The organism is Mycobacterium colombiense (genome assembly GCF_003284935.1).
GTDB lineage: Bacteria > Actinomycetota > Actinomycetes > Mycobacteriales > Mycobacteriaceae > Mycobacterium > Mycobacterium arosiense_A.
On sequence record NZ_QMEV01000005.1, the window covers coordinates 43275 to 59533 of the forward strand.

At 66.8% G+C, this 16259-nt stretch carries 15 protein-coding genes; 3 read left to right on the forward strand and 12 right to left on the reverse strand.

Annotated elements, in window-relative coordinates:
* Window positions 1-321 precede the first annotated feature (321 nt).
* Window positions 322-1044, reverse strand: coding sequence for a DUF1906 domain-containing protein (locus DQP57_RS04055; RefSeq protein WP_112631766.1), 723 nt, complete (start codon window positions 1042-1044; stop codon window positions 322-324).
* Window positions 1045-1104: 60 nt separating this feature from the next.
* Window positions 1105-2001 (reverse strand): MerR family transcriptional regulator, encoded by an 897-nt coding sequence (locus tag DQP57_RS04060; protein WP_112631767.1) that lies wholly within the window; start codon window positions 1999-2001, stop codon window positions 1105-1107.
* A 40-nt stretch (window positions 2002-2041) separates the two neighbouring features.
* Between DQP57_RS04060 and DQP57_RS04065 the strand changes: the two genes are divergently transcribed.
* The gene (locus DQP57_RS04065; RefSeq protein ID WP_112631768.1) at window positions 2042-3193 is read left to right on the forward strand and encodes an aromatic ring-hydroxylating oxygenase subunit alpha; all 1152 of its coding nucleotides are present in this window, start codon (window positions 2042-2044) and stop codon (window positions 3191-3193) included.
* Here the strand turns inward: DQP57_RS04065 and DQP57_RS04070 are convergent.
* Window positions 3176-4525: a secreted hydrolase gene (locus DQP57_RS04070; protein WP_112631769.1), complete on the reverse strand. Its 1350-nt coding sequence runs from the start codon at window positions 4523-4525 to the stop codon at window positions 3176-3178. The genes DQP57_RS04065 and DQP57_RS04070 overlap by 18 nt on opposite strands.
* A gap of 83 nt (window positions 4526-4608) precedes the next feature.
* Here DQP57_RS04070 and DQP57_RS04075 point away from each other — a divergent pair, with 83 nt between their 5' ends.
* Complete coding sequence (locus DQP57_RS04075) at window positions 4609-6075, forward strand: aldehyde dehydrogenase (RefSeq protein WP_112631770.1); 1467 nt, start codon at window positions 4609-4611, stop codon at window positions 6073-6075.
* Window positions 6076-6178: 103 nt separating this feature from the next.
* Here DQP57_RS04075 and DQP57_RS04080 read toward each other — a convergent pair whose 3' ends face one another.
* The 7 genes from DQP57_RS04080 to DQP57_RS04110 all read right to left on the reverse strand — a co-directional run bounded on the left by DQP57_RS04080 (window position 6179) and on the right by DQP57_RS04110 (window position 12218).
* Entirely contained in the window at window positions 6179-7420 is a 1242-nt protein-coding gene (locus DQP57_RS04080; protein ID WP_112631771.1) for an HNH endonuclease signature motif containing protein, read from the reverse strand.
* Window positions 7421-7497: 77 nt separating this feature from the next.
* Entirely contained in the window at window positions 7498-8028 is a 531-nt protein-coding gene (locus tag DQP57_RS04085; protein ID WP_112631772.1) for a maleylpyruvate isomerase family mycothiol-dependent enzyme, read from the reverse strand.
* Complete coding sequence (locus DQP57_RS04090) at window positions 8021-8476, reverse strand: MaoC/PaaZ C-terminal domain-containing protein (protein ID WP_112631773.1); 456 nt, start codon at window positions 8474-8476, stop codon at window positions 8021-8023. The genes DQP57_RS04085 and DQP57_RS04090 overlap by 8 nt, the downstream gene beginning before the upstream one ends.
* On the reverse strand, window positions 8473-9003 hold the full coding sequence (locus DQP57_RS04095) for a MaoC family dehydratase (protein WP_112631774.1): 531 nt from the start codon (window positions 9001-9003) through the stop codon (window positions 8473-8475). Before DQP57_RS04095 ends, DQP57_RS04090 begins: the two co-directional genes overlap by 4 nt.
* Window positions 9004-9016: 13 nt before the next feature.
* Window positions 9017-9442: a nuclear transport factor 2 family protein gene (locus tag DQP57_RS04100; protein ID WP_112631775.1), complete on the reverse strand. Its 426-nt coding sequence runs from the start codon at window positions 9440-9442 to the stop codon at window positions 9017-9019.
* Window positions 9443-9532: 90 nt separating this feature from the next.
* A complete protein-coding gene (locus DQP57_RS04105) occupies window positions 9533-11098 on the reverse strand; it encodes an AMP-binding protein (protein ID WP_112631776.1) in 1566 nt (521 codons plus the stop codon).
* A 10-nt stretch (window positions 11099-11108) separates the two neighbouring features.
* Complete coding sequence (locus DQP57_RS04110; protein WP_112631777.1) at window positions 11109-12218, reverse strand: aromatic ring-hydroxylating oxygenase subunit alpha; 1110 nt, start codon at window positions 12216-12218, stop codon at window positions 11109-11111.
* 93 nt (window positions 12219-12311) lie between these two features.
* On the opposite strand from DQP57_RS04110, the gene DQP57_RS04115 reads away from it, so the two are divergent.
* Entirely contained in the window at window positions 12312-13610 is a 1299-nt protein-coding gene (locus DQP57_RS04115) for a cytochrome P450 (RefSeq protein ID WP_430917906.1), read from the forward strand.
* A gap of 24 nt (window positions 13611-13634) precedes the next feature.
* Here DQP57_RS04115 and DQP57_RS04120 read toward each other — a convergent pair whose 3' ends face one another.
* Window positions 13635-13826 (reverse strand): ferredoxin, encoded by a 192-nt coding sequence (locus tag DQP57_RS04120; protein WP_064884705.1) that lies wholly within the window; start codon window positions 13824-13826, stop codon window positions 13635-13637.
* A gap of 18 nt (window positions 13827-13844) precedes the next feature.
* On the reverse strand, window positions 13845-16232 hold the full coding sequence (locus DQP57_RS04125; RefSeq protein WP_112631778.1) for a CaiB/BaiF CoA-transferase family protein: 2388 nt from the start codon (window positions 16230-16232) through the stop codon (window positions 13845-13847).
* Window positions 16233-16259: the final 27 nt, after the last annotated feature.

A 16259-nucleotide genomic window follows, 5' to 3' on the forward strand; every position in this document is an offset into this window, starting at 1 on the left:
GCTGATCGGTTACTGGTGAGTTCTACGCATGGGTAACCGTGTCCTGGGTAACACGCGGTTTCAGCGGCGGCACGGACCCGGTTAACAAACCCGCTGCATGCAGGTGGTTACGGTCGAGTAGCTATAACTGCGCAGATCAAGGCAGTCTTGTTATCGAATCGTTATATAAAATTTTTGGGTCGCGGAGCGCCGTCATGGGGCCTTCGGCGGCGACGGGCGACGAATGCCCGCTCGCACCCCTCCGGAAAATGAGCGAACGAGTGTTTGCTGGAAATTTTAAGAGTCCGGCGCCCCGGCCGGTCTAGACGACGGGAGCGGGGCCTAGGCCCACTGCCCGAATTCGGGCTTGAGGATCTCGTTGATGTCCACGCCGACCCCGCCGACGCTGCGTTTGTCGATTTCAACCTGGTGCAGATTGGCCGCCGGGTGGGCGTATCCCTTGGGCGAGCCCCAGTTGTGCTGCCAGAAGTAAGAGCCCAATCCATCGTGCAGCGCCCAGTCGATGGTTTTCGAATTGGCGTACACGCCTGTGCGCTGATGACCGATCACCGACTCCCACGACCGCAGATACGGCGCCACCTGGCTCTTGTACTGCTCGTAGGAGGGGTCGTCGTCGATCGAGGCGTAAATGGGTGCGCTGGCGGGCCCGCCGGCCGCGGCGTGCAGCTGCATCCCGCGCTGCGCGTGCTGCAGGCCGGCGTTGGCGCCGCCCAGCCAGTCCGCGGTGCTGCCCTTGCCGTACTGATAGCACGACACGATCTTGAGCCCGTTGCTATTGAGGTCGCGCGCTTCTGCGACCTGGATCGGCTTGCCGAGCATCCAGTTGCCGCCGGGGCGACGATCCGAGACGTACCGGATCGACCCCACCGCCCCCGCGGCCCTGATCTGGCTGGCCGGAATGACCCCGGCCGCGTAATCCAGCAGGGTGCCGAGCGAGCCCGACGCCGGTGCGGCGCCCAGGGACGCTCCCGCGGCGCCGAGGCCCAGCAGGGCCGGGGCGGCGGCCGCGAGTTTGAGCAGGTCGCGTCGCGAAACGGAGGACACAAACCACAGGGTACGACAGGAGCACCATATGACACGTTGATCACACGGGTCACATCTGTATCACAACGCCGCCTCGTTCGTTTGAACGTGCTCGGGGAGCACGATGACGCTCACGGCCTCCAATCCGCGACGAGCGGCCTGCTGGGCGATCTCCTCGAGGAAGTGCGCGGCCGCCGGGCTGATCGAGGCCGCCCAGGCGCGAAAGCCCTGCACGATCACCGGGTCGTGCTCCAGCAGCGGTCGCACTTCCCGCAGCACAGCGACGACGTCATCGGGCAGCGGGTCGGCCAGCTGCTGGTCGATCCAACGGCGCGCAAGCTCGGCCGCCGCCGAATCGTCTTCGCCGAGCGCGATCACGTCCGCCGCCAGGCTGCGCAACCGGGCGAACAGCACCTCATGGCCCGGCGTCTCGGCCAGCCGCGACAACAAGGTGCTCGCCGCGCTCGGCAGCACCATTTGCCCGAACAAGGCGGGAACCGGTAACTCCCACTCCTCGAACAGGCCCGCGTACATGGCGGCGACCGGCGCCGACAGCGGGGCGCTCAGCCGGCCGATCACGCCGATGCTGTCGCGGTGCGTCGTGGCCAACCGGTGCAGGATGTGTTCGTTGAGGTCCGTGCCGGAACATTCGGTGGCGGCGCAGGATTGGTCGATGGCCCGAATCAGTTGGTCGAGCCGATCACGTTCCTGGATCAGCAGCGTGCGGTGCTGGTCGAGCAGGCCGGCCAGCGTGCTGTGTCCACCCTGCATCAGCCGCTGAATGTCGTTGATACCGACGCCGAGGCTTCGCATCAGGTCGATGCGCAACAAGTCGAGAACCTGCTCGACGCCGAAGACGCGGTACCCGTTGGACAGATGTTGCGCGCGCAGCAGACCGATTTTCTCGTAATGGCGAATACGGCCGGAAGCGATGCCGGTCAAGGCCGTGACGTCGCCGATCAGCAACTGCTCAGCCACCCCTTGACCTTACAACTGTGACAAGGTCTGTACTGGGCGGATGGAACACGGTCAGCTGATCGACCTGACCCGGCGCGCGTTGAAGTTGGCGCGGGACAAGACGACCGACCTCGCTCCCGAGCAGCACACCGTCGACGCGCGGGACTACACGGGCATCGAGCGACACGACCTGGACCGGGCCATGCTGCTCGCCAGTCCTCAACTGGTCGGCTACGTCTCGGAACTTCCCGCTCCCGGCGCGTATTGCACCAAGACGGTGATGGGGCGGTCCATCCTGCTGACCAGAACGTCCGATGGATCGGTCCGGGCGTTCGACAACGTGTGCCTGCACCGCCAGTCGCAGGTGGTGACCGGATGCGGCACCGCCAAGCGGTTCACCTGCCCGTACCACGCCTGGACGTACGACAACACCGGGCGCTTGGTGGCACTTCCGGGACGCGAGGGGTTCCCGGAAGTGACCATCAAGTCCGATGGCCTGACCGAACTCCCAGCCACGGAGTTCGCTGGATTCCTTTGGGTGGCACTGGATCCCGGGGCGACATTGGATGTGGCCACACACCTGGGCCCGCTCGCCGAGGAGTTGGACTCGTGGGGCATCGGGCGGTGGTCACCGCTGGGCGAGAAGGTGCTGGACTCCCCGATCAACTGGAAACTGGCGATCGACACCTTTGCCGAGAACTACCACTTCGCCACCGTCCATCAGCAGACCTTTGCCACCATCGCGCGCAGCAACTGCACGGTGTTCGACTCCTACGGGCCGCACCACCGGCTGATCTTCCCGCTCAACACGATCCTCGAGCTCGACAACGTGCCCGAGGATCAGTGGAATCCGTTCCACAACATGGTGGTGATCTATGCGCTGTTCCCCAACATCGTGCTGTCGGTGACCATCGCCAACGGCGAGCTGTTCCGTGTCTACCCCGGCGACCGGCCGGGCAGGTCAATCACCGTCCACCAGAACGCAACTCCGCAGGACCTGTCCGACGAAGCGGTGGCCGCCGGCGCGCAGGCCGTCTTCGAGTACGCGCACGCCACCGTGCGCGACGAGGACTACCGGCTGGTCGAGGGGCTGCAAGCCAATCTGGAGTCCGGCGTGCGCGATCACCTGGTGTTCGGCCGCAACGAGCCGGGCTTGCAGCATCGCCACATCACGTGGGCCCAGGCGCTCTCGCACTCAGCCGCCGTCGGCTGACAGCACCGCGATCAGATCATCGAGAAGCTTTGCCAGCGCACCGTTTTCGACGGGCGCCGAGCTGAACAGCAGCTCGACGGCGTCCTTGCGCCGCCCGGCGGCCACCAACGGCACCACCTGATCCACCATCGCCTGCAGTCCGGGTTCCGGCGGCGCCAGGTTCGCGACGGTGGTGGACAGCACCTCGACGAGTTCCCAGTCCCGGTAGAGCGCGAGGGAGCGCTCGTTGAAAGCGAAGCCCGTCACCGGTTCTCCCCACATGGTTCCGCGGTAACGGTAGGGGCCCTCCATGTACTCGATCGGCAGCCCGTGCGCGGGGGCGGGCACCAGCGGCTCCCCCACGAGGTCCAGTTTCAGTGTGGGACAGGTGATCCGGTGCCGGTCGGGCATGTACCGCGCCGGCGCGAGCGGTCGCACCAGGGGCCGCACGGCCTCCGGCCACCGCACATAGCTGCTGACCGTGACCTCGATGTCTTCGGCGCATTGCGGTGCGATCGCGGGGTCGGGGTGACTTGTGGTGATGCCGGTAAACGGCTGCAGCGCATTGGCGTTGACGCGGTCGAACTGGCGCCAGATGCTCAGGTCGACGCCGTTGTCGAAGTTGATCGTGCGCCATTCGTGGGACCTGGCCCGCGGGTCTCCCCCGGATCCGCCTCCGCCGGCGTACTTGGGAAACCACTGCCGATCGACGTGCCCGCTGGCGCCGGATACCTGCTGGACCGTGTCCCCCCACCGCAAGGTGCCGGTCATCGCCATTCCGGTCTGGAAATAGGAATAGGTGTCGCTTTGACCGAAGCAGACGATCTTTCCGTTGTACGTCGATGCACCCACCGGTGTCGGTGCGCGCGTGGGTGTTACGGCCAGATCGAGTCGCATGGGGCGACCGCACTGATCCGTTCCGACCAGGCTGACCCGGTAGGTGTAGGGCAGCAGTTCGCCGTCGCCGCTGCGGCCGGTCGTCCACGACGCGGTTCCCGCGCTGCTGTGATAGGTGATGTCGAGATGGCCCGACGCCATCGTCATCTTCGGCTGGGCGCCCGGCTCCATGTTGGCCGGCGGCATGTCGTAATCGGTGAAGGTGCCGTAGTCGCCGGTGTCGAGGTCGAACAGCGCCATCGTGTAGAAGTCGGCGACCACCGTCCCCCCGGGCCGGTTCTTGTTGAAGATGGTCAGGAAGGCAAACGATCGATCGGTCTCGGCGGCGTCGAGCTGGCCGGCGATGAACCAGGTGTCCGACTCCTGGTCGGCATGTTCGCCTTCGGCGGCGGGAAACTCCAACTGGTCGTCGCCGGGCACCAACTGAAACGGGTAACTGCGCCAATCGCTGGTCATATCGGGCCTCGCTGCTTTTTTCGCTATGTTAGCGTGAATAGCGAAATTGCGGTCGCGGACCGATCCCCTGAGGAAGTGCCCCGATGACAAAGACTTCCGACCATCGCTCCTATAACGAGGTGTTCATAGGGGGCCAATGGCGCAAGCCCGTCAATCCCCAGCAGCTCGCGGTGATCTCGCCACACTCCGAGGAGCCGGTCGGGCATGTCCAGGTCGCCGGCCCCGAGGACGTCGACGCCGCCGTCGCGGCCGCCCGCCAGGCGTTCGATCACGGTCCGTGGCCGCGGATGAGCCATGCCGAGCGGATGGCCAAGGTCGAACAGCTCGCCGGAATCTACGCCGGCCACGCCGACGAGATGGCCGACCTCATCACCGACGAGATGGGGTCGCCGCGCAGCTTCAGCCGAATGGGCCAGGGGGCGGCCGCGGCGGCGCTGATGCACCTTGCGCTGGCCGCCGCCCGCGAGTTCCCGTGGGAGGAACGCCGCCAGGGCGTGCTCGGCGAAGTACACCTGCGCAGGGCTCCGGTCGGGGTGGTCGGGGCGATCGTGCCGTGGAACGTGCCGCAGTTCCTGATCATGCCCAAGCTGATCCCGGCGCTGATCGCGGGTTGCACCGTCATCATCAAGCCGGCGCCCGAAACCCCGTTGGACGCCTTGTGGTTGGCCGAGATGATCGAGCAGATCGGGTTGCCCGACGGTGTTGTGTCGGTGCTGCCCGGCGGCCCGGAGATCGGTGAGGCGCTGGTGCGTCATCCCGGGGTGGACAAGATCGCGTTCACCGGTTCCAGTGCCGTCGGGCGCCGGATCGCCGCGCTGTGCGGCGAGCAGCTGAAGCGGGTGAGCTTGGAGCTGGGCGGCAAGTCCGCGGCCATCATTCTCGACGACGCCGACATCGGCAAGACGGTGGCCGGCCTGAAGTCCGCGGGACTGATGAACAACGGTCAGGCCTGCGTGGCGCAGACTCGGATCCTGGTCAGCGACCGTAAACATGACGAGGTCGTCGACGCGCTGGCCGGCATGATGTCGGCGCTGAATGTCGGTGACCCGACCGACGAGTCGACGGACATCGGACCGCTTGTGGCCCAACGACAACAGCGCCGCGTCCAGGACTACATCAAGTCGGGCCGCAGCGAAGGCGCTCGCGTCGTGCTCGGTGGCGAACAGAGCCCGTCCGAGCGCGGCTGGTATGTGCAGCCGACGTTGTTCGCCGACGCCACCAACGACATGCGCATCGCCCGGGAAGAGATTTTCGGTCCGGTGCTGACCGTGCTGCGTTACCGCGACGAGGACGACGCGATCCGCATCGCCAACGAAACCGATTACGGCTTGGCCGGTTCGGTGTGGACCGCCGACATCGAACACGGCCTCGAGGTCGCGGCCGCTGTCCGCACCGGCACCTACGGCATCAACATGTACACCTTGGACATCGGTGCACCCTTCGGCGGCTTCAAGCAGTCCGGCATCGGGCGCGAGTTCGGGCCCGAGGGCTTGCACGAGTACGTCGAGCTGCAGACGCTGATCTGCAAGGGGCAGCTGCCGCCGCTCTAGGGTTTGCGGTTGTCGGGACCGCCGTCAACGACGCGGTAATCAGTGTGTGCCGCAACGTGTTTCGACTTCGATGCCTTGCCGTCGTGGCCGGTGCCGCATCAAGTTAGTTGGTTGGTGGTGGTTGGGGTTGGAAGGGGGTGTACCACCACCACTGGGCGCGCTCGCCGGTTGGTCCCGGACAGGGCGCGACGGTGGGTGGGGGTGTGGTGGGTGGGCGGGCCAGCGATCCCGGGCTTAGCACGCGCCCGGCGTCGTCGCGGACGACCAGTGCGTGTGCGGGTCCGGTGATCTCGAGGCTCCCGCGATGGTGCAGCCGGTGATGGTACGGGCACAGCAGCACCAGGTTGGCCAACTCGGTGGGCCCACCGTCTTCCCAATGCCGGATGTGATGGGCGTGCAGCCCACGGGTCACACCACAACCGGGAACCACGCAGCTGCGGTCGCGATGCTCCAGCGCGCGGCGCAGCCGCCGGTTGATCAGCCGGGTCGCCCGCCCGGCACCGATGGGCTCGCCGTGACGTTCGAACCAGATTTCGCCCGTGGCGTCACAGGTCAGGTAGCGGCGTTCGGCGTCGGTGAGTAGCGGACCCAGATGCAGTGCCGCGGCGGGCTTGTCGACATCGAGGTGCACCACCACGGTGGTGTGCTGCCCGTGCGGGCGCCGGGCCGCCTCAACATCCCAGCCGGCTTCCACCAGGCGCATAAACGCCTCCACGGTGTTAGGCATCGGGGGCCGCTGATCCAAGGTCCCCGCGCCGTGGTCGCGTTGCCATTCGGCGATCAGCGCCTCGCGGTGCGAGGCCACCGCGGCGTCGAACTTCGCGGCATCTAGCTGGCTCAGGGTGATCCGATAACAGCTGCCCGCCTCGGTGGCGGTCGCGGTGAACGAACCCTGGGGCTCGGGCCCGGGTGGGGGGTCGGGTCGGGGTTCGAGCTTGATCGCGGTGCGCAGCTGAGTCACCGTGGCCACGTTGGCCAGCTGCTCGTAATGGGCATCAGATCCCGCGCCGGCGCGCGCGGCGATCACCCCGACCTGATCGACCGACAGCCGGCCCTCCCGCAGGCCTTGAGCGCAGCGCGGGAACTCCTGTAGCCGGCTCGCGATGGTGGTGATCGTGTGCGCGTGCGCCGGCGAGCAGCCCGTCTTCCAGGCCACCAACGCCGACACCGACCGCGCCCCGGTCATCCCGCACAACTCGTCGCGCTCGATCTCGGCCACGATCTCCACGATGCGCCCATCAATCGCATTGCGCTGACCGCTCAACTCCGCCAACTCCTCGAAGAGCACCTCGAGACGTTCCTTCGGGGACGCTTCGACGCTGGCTGCAGTCGCGGTCGGAGACATGACGCAATCATCGCAGCCGGGTACGACAAATGCGGCCCGCCCGATTCCCGACCCCAATGTGGTGTGCGCAGGCGCCCCTATGAAATCGCCGCCCGCCACCGCGGGTCGCGGCCAAGCCGCGCCAAAAGCCTTGCCTGCGCATCCGTCTCGTCGCCGACCAAGATCGGCGCACCGAACATTCCGGTGGCCACCAACACCCGCGGATCCTCCGGCAGGCCGGCGTAAAACAGCTCACACCACTCGAGATCCAGCCGATCGTCGGCGCCCACCGCGCGGGCAAGGTCCCAGGTGTGCACCAACACGTCACGGGTCAGATTAGCCACCAGCCGGTATTCGTCGAGATGTGTCAATCGACCCGAATCAAACGCCGTCGCCAGCGCGTCATAGGTCACTTGCCATCGCGCCTGCGGGTCGCCACTTGGCCGCGCGGGTTTCAACCCCAAGGGACGCAACAGAAGTACGTCGTGAAAACCGATCACGTGGTCGAGCACCCCGCGGGCGTCCCACGCATCGCACGGGGATGGACGGTCCCATTTGCCGTTCGCCGAGGCAACTGCCTCGCCGAACCGCCGGCAGACGGTTAAGTGCCGTTCGCCTACGTCATCCATCGCCCGAGCACTCTGGTACCTGCAGCGTCAGCTCGACCGGGCAGCACAGCGCGCCGTGCTGATTGGTCACCTGGATCTCGATGTCGACCAGGCAACGCGGCGGGTCCTCCGAGGTGTCCCGGCGCTTCGCCACGGCCCGCCCCCGACCAATCATCGTGTCGCCCGCATACACCGACCCGACCAGCCGCATGGACCGGCGCACCACGCGGGAGCGCGGACCCGCCCAGTCGGTCGCCACGCGATCGGCGAACCCCGCCAGGTGCATGGTGTTGACGTAGATTGTCGGATTACCCTGCGCCTGAGCATAATTCGGATCGAAATGCCCGGGGAAATAGTCCCACGTCGCTCCGGCGTTCTCTACCACCCGCTGATAGCTGATGTGGTCGATCACTTCCGGCAGGTCGACGGGGACGGTGATCGTCGCCCAGTCCAGGCCGTCGCCGGTCACGACGGCGCCCCGGGGGTGAAGCGGAACAAGGTGTTGCGGTTGGTGGCGACCACGGTTCCGTCCTGGCGACGATAGGTCTCCAGCGTCTCCACGAAATGGCCGACGCCCAGCCGCGTCCGCTTTTCTGGTGACACCGAAACCAGCTCGTCGACCGCGGTCAACACGTCGCCTTCAACGATGGGCTGCGGAAACTCAACCTCGTTGGCCGCGTTGATGAATGTGGTACCGGGCAGCGGCACCCGCAGGGCGATCAACGAGACAGTGCTCCGACCGCCGGGCTGCCACGGCGGTGCGATCAGCCAGCCCATCAACAGCGCGGGCGGTGCGAGCAATCCTCCCCACTGCCGCCGGGCGAACTCGGGATCCCAATACGAGCGGTTGCCGTCGCGCACCATCGCCGCGAACAATTGGATGCGTGCGGCGCTGACCGCGGTTCCGGCGATGCGCGGCTCGCTCCGCGCGCCCACCATCCGCAGCGCGTCGTCGTACGTGCCGTAGGTCAGCCGCTGACTGAAGTCCTGCTCCACGTATCGGTGCCGCTTACATCACGAGGGGGTGGCGACTCGGGACCGAATCCCACTGCAAGGTACGCGAAGTGAAGTACCAGCCACCCCGCTCATAGATCAAGGTGTCGCGGAAGGTCCCGGTGGCCCGCAGCGTGGTGTCGCCATACATCGCGGCGTAAAGCACGGCGACGCAATGCTGAGTCGCGGTGACCCCGTCGACGCGGATCTCGTGATCGACCGTGACAAGTCGTTGGTCGTCGCCACCGTCGAAGGCCGAACGCAGGTCGCTGAACACCTCACCGTCGCGGGTATAGCTGGCACCGGCATGGCGGAAGGTGGAGATCCAGCGGTCGCGATCGCCGTCGGAGTAGGCCCGATTGTGCCGGGCATTCAGATCCAGGATGGCGCCGCGTGCGGTGGCGGCTTGCAGCATTTGCTGTTCCTGATAGGTCATGGTCATCGCTTCCAGCCTCTCTCAGAAATGACTGCCGACAATGGGCTGACGGGACATTAAGGCAACTCGTCGACTATTACGTGACATTAACGGAACCTAACGGCGAACGACATACCCACTACTTTCACGATCCCACGCTCCCGGACCGGCGCCCCGTTCGCGCAATAAGTCTTTGCGTATCCGGCCGATCACGTTCTTCGGCAGTTCGCTCACGGTCTCCACGAAACGCGGCACGCAGAAGTACGGCATGCGGGCCGCGCAGAAGTCGAGCAATTCCGCGAAACCCAGTGTGGCACCGGGCCGCAGGGTGACAACCACCAGCACATCGTCCTCGCCCAACTCGCTGGGCACGCCGACCGCGGCGGCCTCCGCCACGGCGGGATGGCTCATGACCACGGCCTCTACTTCGACCGAGGAGATATTCTCACCGCGCCGGCGCAACGCATCCTTGATTCGGTCCACATAGGTCAGATTCTGATCACGATCGAGGCGCCCGAGATCGCCGGTGCGAAACCATTCCGGATGCGGTTTTATCCGCGCATCCGAGCCGACGTAACCCTCGCTCATCACGTGCGGGCGCCTGGGCCGACAGGCGATTTCACCCACGCCGTCGGGGGGCAGTGGATTCCCGTGTTCGTCGAGGATCCGCACTTCGAAATCGGGATTCGGCCGGCCCGAGGTCCCGGGAATCCCGTCGTCGGCGACGGTCTTGACCGCGATGGGAAACGCCTCTGTGAGCCCGTACATCGTGACAATGCGGCAGCCGTACCGCTTTTCGATGTCGCGGTAGGAGCCTGCATCGATCGGCGCGGCGGAGATGAACCGCAGCGGCAGCCGTGCATCACCCGGATCCGCGGGCAGATTCTGCAACATCGTGACCATCGCCCCGGCACCGGCGAATCCGACGGCGCCGCGGGCGCGTACGTCGTCCCACACCTCGCCGGGGTGAAAAGCCCCGGACAGCACCGTCGTTGAGCCGACCAGCAGGGGCACCAAAATGCTGGGTGCCGCGCTGAGGTGAAACAACGGCATCGCCGTCCACAGCGCCTCGCCCTCGCGTAATTGCCAGGCCGATGAGACGGTGGCGGCCACCGAAAACAGGTAGTGCCATCTCGTGGCGACCGCTTTGGACGGGCCCGTGGTGCCCGAGGTGTAGAACAGGCAGGCGAGGTCGTCCGCCCGGCCCGGGCCACCGGTCGGCGCATCGCCGGTGCGTTCAATCAATGCCGCGGTCAGCGAATCACCCTGCACCACAACGTTCGTCAGGCTCTCCGCCGCGTCGGCGACCTCGGCGGCGCGGGGCCGGCGTTCGGCATCGGTCAGCATCACCTTGGCCTGCGACAGGCGCAGGGCGTGCAACAGGAAGTCGCCCTTGTTCGCGGCATTGATCGCCGCGCTCACCGCACCGATCCGCGCGGCGCCCAGCCAGAAGTAGACCCATTCCGGACACGTGCCGGTGAACAACGCGACGCGGTCACCGCGTCCGACACCCAAGTCGGTCAACATGTTTGCCGCCGCGCACGACCGCCGACGCATCTGTTCGAAGGTCACGTCCACATCGGCGATCGACATCATCACCCGATCGGGATGCTGCTCGGCACGCCGATCCAGCACGGCCGGCACGGTGAAACTGTCGACACCGAAATCGGCGGGACCGGGCATCAGGGTTTCGTCAAGCTTTGGCGGCCGCCGGATCCGGCTCCCCGTCGGCGCTGTATCCGAAGTCCGAGGGCGAGGGCTGCTCCCCCGGGTAGAAGCGGTGCGCCCAGCGGCGCAGGGCCGCGTAGTCATGTGCCTCTTCGGGGGCCAGATTCGGCTTCTCCAGGTATTTCATGTTCTCCCACGTGAAGAAGTCCTGTTTGATGACCTCTTGCTGCAGGGCGAGGAACCGGGCGGCACGACCGGTGGGCACGTCACCGCTGTCGCCCGGTTCCCGCACGGACGCCTGCGTGTAGAAGTAATCGGTGTAGTCCTCGTCGACCGGCGTCTGGCCGGTGACCTGCACGGTCGCCACCAGCTCGCTGGGGAAGCGCACCACGCCGAGCCCCAGCGAATAGTTGTCATAGATGATCTTGGCGTCCACCGGACCGTTCGGGGTCAGCCACGTCTGGGCGCGGCCCCCGCCGAAATGGGCGTTGACCGTGGCGTGCAGGTGATACCCGGCCACCTCGAACGACGCCGTGGTGGCCGGATTGGCGGCCTTGTGCACGTATTGGACGTGGTAGGGATCGGCGGCGTTTTCGATGATCATCTGCGGATGCACCTTGACCCGGTTGAGCATCTGGGTGTGCGGGTGCAGCGGGTAGTACTCGTTGGTTTCCAGTTCCGGCAGGACCGGCGGCTGCCAGTACGGCGCCCGGCCGTGCCGCTCGTGCCAGGCCAGGATGAAGCCGTACCACTCCATGCTCGGATAGGTCCGGATGCGAACGTTGTTCTTGCACCCGATCTTGCTGTAGGGAATCAGCGCGTTGGTTCCGTCGCCGCGCCAGTGCCACCCGTGCCAGGGGCAGACGATGTTCTCGCCCTCCACGGTGCCGCCGACCCCGAGGTTGGCCCCCAGATGCTGGCAGTAGGCCTCCATCACGTGGACCTGGCCCGACTCGGTGCGGAACAGCACCAACTCCTCGCCGAAGTAGTGCGCGCGCCGGACCTGGCCGGGAGCCAGATCGGTGCCGAAGGCGACGATGAACCAGCCCGTCGGGAAACGGTAGGTCGACAGCGCGATACCGGCCTGCCCGAACTCCCGTTCCGAAGGGTCTGACCCTGGAATCGTATTCGTCACAAGAACTCCGTTTCCCACGCGGCCGGGCGCATCTGGGCCGCTCTTACCTCACCGCGTTTCGACGACTAAGGTCTATTTTTACTATTTTAGACATTGAACGTCAACGCGGCGCCGACCGGGCGTCGCGTGGCGCCCGAGCCAATGGGGGTTCGCATGACGGCAGCCGCGGTGGACCTTTCCGATTTCGCTTTGTGGCGTAACGGTTTTCCCGACGAGCTGTTCGCCGAGTTGCGGCGCACCAGGCCGCTGTTTCGGCACGACCTGACACCGGGCGTCGCCGACACCGTCCAGCGCCAATTCTGGGTCGCCACCAAACACCGGCATGCGGTCCGCCTGCACCGCGACACCGACTCGTTCACCGCGGCCGACGGCCCGCTCATTCAACCGGTCGCCATGTTCTCGGCGTCCCCCACGATCATCACGCTGGACCCGCCCGACCTGAACAAGCGCCGCAAGCTGATCTCCAACGCCTTCAACCCGCGTGCGATCGCCAAGCTGGAGAACGGCATCCGGGAGCGTGCGGCGCGGATGATCGACGGCCTGCTCGCCCGGGGCGGCGGGGACTGGATCGACGACGTCGCCGACGCGCTACCGATGACGGTCATCGGCGACATCATCGGCATCCCCGAGGACGACCGGCCGCGGATATTCGAGCTGTTCGACCGCATCCTGAAGGCGCTTGCGCCCGAGGAGCACCCGAGCGGACATGTCGAAACCGAGCTCTTCGCGTCGGTCTTCGAATACGCGATGGAGCTCACCGCCGAAAAGCGGCGCAATCCCACCGACGACATCTGGAGCACGCTGGCCTCCGCGGTGATCACCGGTGACGACGGCGAGCAGTTCAGCCTGGCCGAAAACGAGCTCGAGTTCTTCTTCTTCGTGCTGGCCTTCGCCGGCAGCGACACCACCAAGAACGCACTGGCCATCGGTCTGCAGGCGTTCGTCGCCAACCCCGAGCAGATGGAACGCTATCGCGAGCGGGAAGAGCTGCGGGCCGGCGCGGTCGAGGAGGTGTTGCGCTGGGCGTCGCCGGTGGCGTACTGGACGCGCACCGCGAAGGTCGACGTCGAGATGGACGGCCAGCACATCGCCAAGGGCGAGCGGGTGGTGTCGACCCTGCGGTCGGCCAACCGCGACGAGGAGGTCTTCTCCTCGCCGTTCACCTTCGACATCGGCCGACAGCCCAATCCGCACGTGGCGTTCGGCGGCGGCGGACCGCACCACTGCCTGGGCGCGATGCTGGCCCGGGCCGAACTGCGCGCGGTCCTGGACGAGCTGTTCCTGCGTTGCGACGACATCGAGATCGGTCCGGCGAAGGTGGCCCATCCGAACCTGACCACCAACATGTCGATCTACGACGAGATGGCCATATCGCTGACCGAGCGGCGCTGAGTCAGGGGCGCCGACCGACCGGCGTCAGTCCTGCAACCGCAACGCGGCCTTGGGACATTGGTCCACCGCCGCCCGCACGTCGATCTCCAGGCGCGGCGGCACCGGGCCGTCCGCGATCTGCACGACGTCTTCGTCGCCCAGCTCGAACACTTCCGGCGCAAGCGATTCGCAGAAGCCGTTGGCCTCGCACAAGTTCTCGTCGACCGTCACGCGCATCAGACGCCCTCCACTTCTCTAGAGGCCCTTGGGCCGGGTCCCGATCACCCCGCCGGTGCTGAGGCGGGTCAGTTCTTCGTCGGTCAGCCCGCACCGTTCGCGCAGGATCTCCTCATTGTGCTCGCCCAGCTTCGGCGGCGGCCGCAGCAGCCACCGCTCCTGGCCGGCGAGGCGAGCGAACGGCGGGCAGGGGTATAGCCCGAGTCCGGTACTCGCATGGTGCAACGCTTCGAAAAAGCCGCGCTCGCGCAGTTGTGGGTTGTCGGTGACGAGCGACGGCGACACCACCGGCGCGGCGGGAATTCCCGCGCCCGCCAACAGCTCCACCGTCGAATCGCGTGGCCGCCCGACGAACCAGTCCGCCAGCCGGGCATCGATGTCGTCGGCTCGCCCGTGCCGCCCGGCGACGGTGGACAGCTCCTTGTCATCGCACCACGCCGGTCGGCCCATCGACTCCACCAGCGCCTGCCACTGCGCGTCGTCGCGAACCGTGATGGCGATCCACTCGTCGGATCCGGCGCACCGGTAGATGTTCTGGATCGCCGCGCCGTGACCGCGGTTGCCGCGACGACTCAGCGTCACCCCGAACACTTCGGACTCGATCGCCTGAATCGCCGTGGCGTTGAGCACGGTTTCCAGCATCGGCAGCTCGACCAGTTGGCCCGTCCCGGTGCGTTCGGCGAAGTTCAGCGCCGCCAGCACGGCGAACGCGGCGTGCACACCGGCCAGCGGATCGCACGCCCCGCGCGGTGCCACGGGGGGTGCGTCGGGCAGGCCGGTCACCCAGGCCAGGCCGGCGATCTGCTCCATGGTGGGCGCGAACCCGACGCGTTCGCGCCAGGGGCCCTCGACGCCGAACGCGGGCATCCGGGCGAACACCAGGTTCGGGTTGACCTTGCGCAGCGCATCATCGGTCAGCCCGAATTGCTCCATCACCCGCGGCGAGAAGTTCTCGATCACGACGTCGGCGCCGGCGACCAGCTCGGTGAACAGACCGCGGCCCCGTTCGGAGCCCAAATCCAGTGTGACCGAACGCTTGTTGGTGTTCATCGCGTGGAACACCCAGCCGTACTCCCACCAGTCGTCCACATCGGTGCGCATCCCGCCCGAGTACCGGATGCCGTCCGGGCGCTGGATCGACTCGATCTTGACGACGTCGGCGCCGAACGCGGCCAGCAGGTGGGTTGCCGCGGGCCCGGCCCAGAAAGCGGTCAGGTCGACGATGCGAACACCGGCCAGCGGTAGCCCGTCGGGCTCCGGCTCCGCTTCGAGTCCCGAACGCCGCCAAGGGGACTCGCCATCGGCCTCTCCGACAGAGGGCGTATCGCCCACCGGCGTGGGCGCACAGGCCGCCATCAGCCAGGGCGGCCGGGGCTGATGGAACCCGGCGGGATTGGCGACGAAGACCTCGCGATCGCGCACATACTCCAGCTCCCGGATGGTGGAACCGTTGCCCAGCGCCGCGATCGGCAGCCGGAAAAGCTGTCCGAGTTCGACGATTTCCGCGACGGTGCGTTCGGCCAGCCACGGATGGATCTGTTCGCGGATCAGGTCGCGGTATTGCCACCGCCCGATCTGAAACCGCAGCTGTTCGATCTCCTCCAGCACGGGGCACTCCACCATCGCGACGAAGTCGAGCCACTGCTGTCCGGTGACCATCGTGATCCCGACGTAGCCGTCCTTGGCCGGTTCGATCGAGGGAACCTCGGTGGTGCGGCGGATCGGCGGGACGCGCAGCAGCTGAGAATGCAGCCATTCGCTGCTTTGCATCGTCGTCAGCGCTTCCAGCATGGACAGGTCCAGATGCTCACCGGGCCCGCCACGCTCGACCCGGCGGCGCACGGCCAGGGCGCCGAAGGCGGCGAACACGCCGCCCATGTACTCCCCGAGATCGCCGCCGATGGAGATCGGCGGCCCGGCGGGGTCGCCGCGGAAGCCCGGCGAGCCGGCCCAGGCCTGCAAGGTGAACTCGGTGGCGGCCCGGTCGGCGTAAGGCCCGGTCCAGCCGAAGTCGGAGATGGTGACGATGATCGCCCGCGGCGAGCGCTCCAGCAGTTGGTCTGGGTCGACGCCCAGCGCCGCGGCGCCCGCCCGGCCCGCGGTCACCACGATGACGTCGGCACCGGCCAGTTCGTCGCGGTAACGCTGTGAATCCACGGCGAACGTCATGCTGCGCTTGCCCGCGTTGAGGTAACTGAAGAACGGCGCGGTGCGCCCCGGGGCAACCGGGGAACCGCCGGCGGAGTAGCCCCGCAACGAATCGCCTTGCGGCGGTTCGATTTTACGCACCTGCGCGCCGGCGTCGAGCAGCAGTTTCCCGCAGTAGCTGCCCGCTATCCGGTCACTGATCTCGACGACACGCAAATCCTGTAGCGGTGTCGGCCGGCGTTCGGCCCGCTCGCTCAATTACACCCGCCCTTCCGATCGGCATGC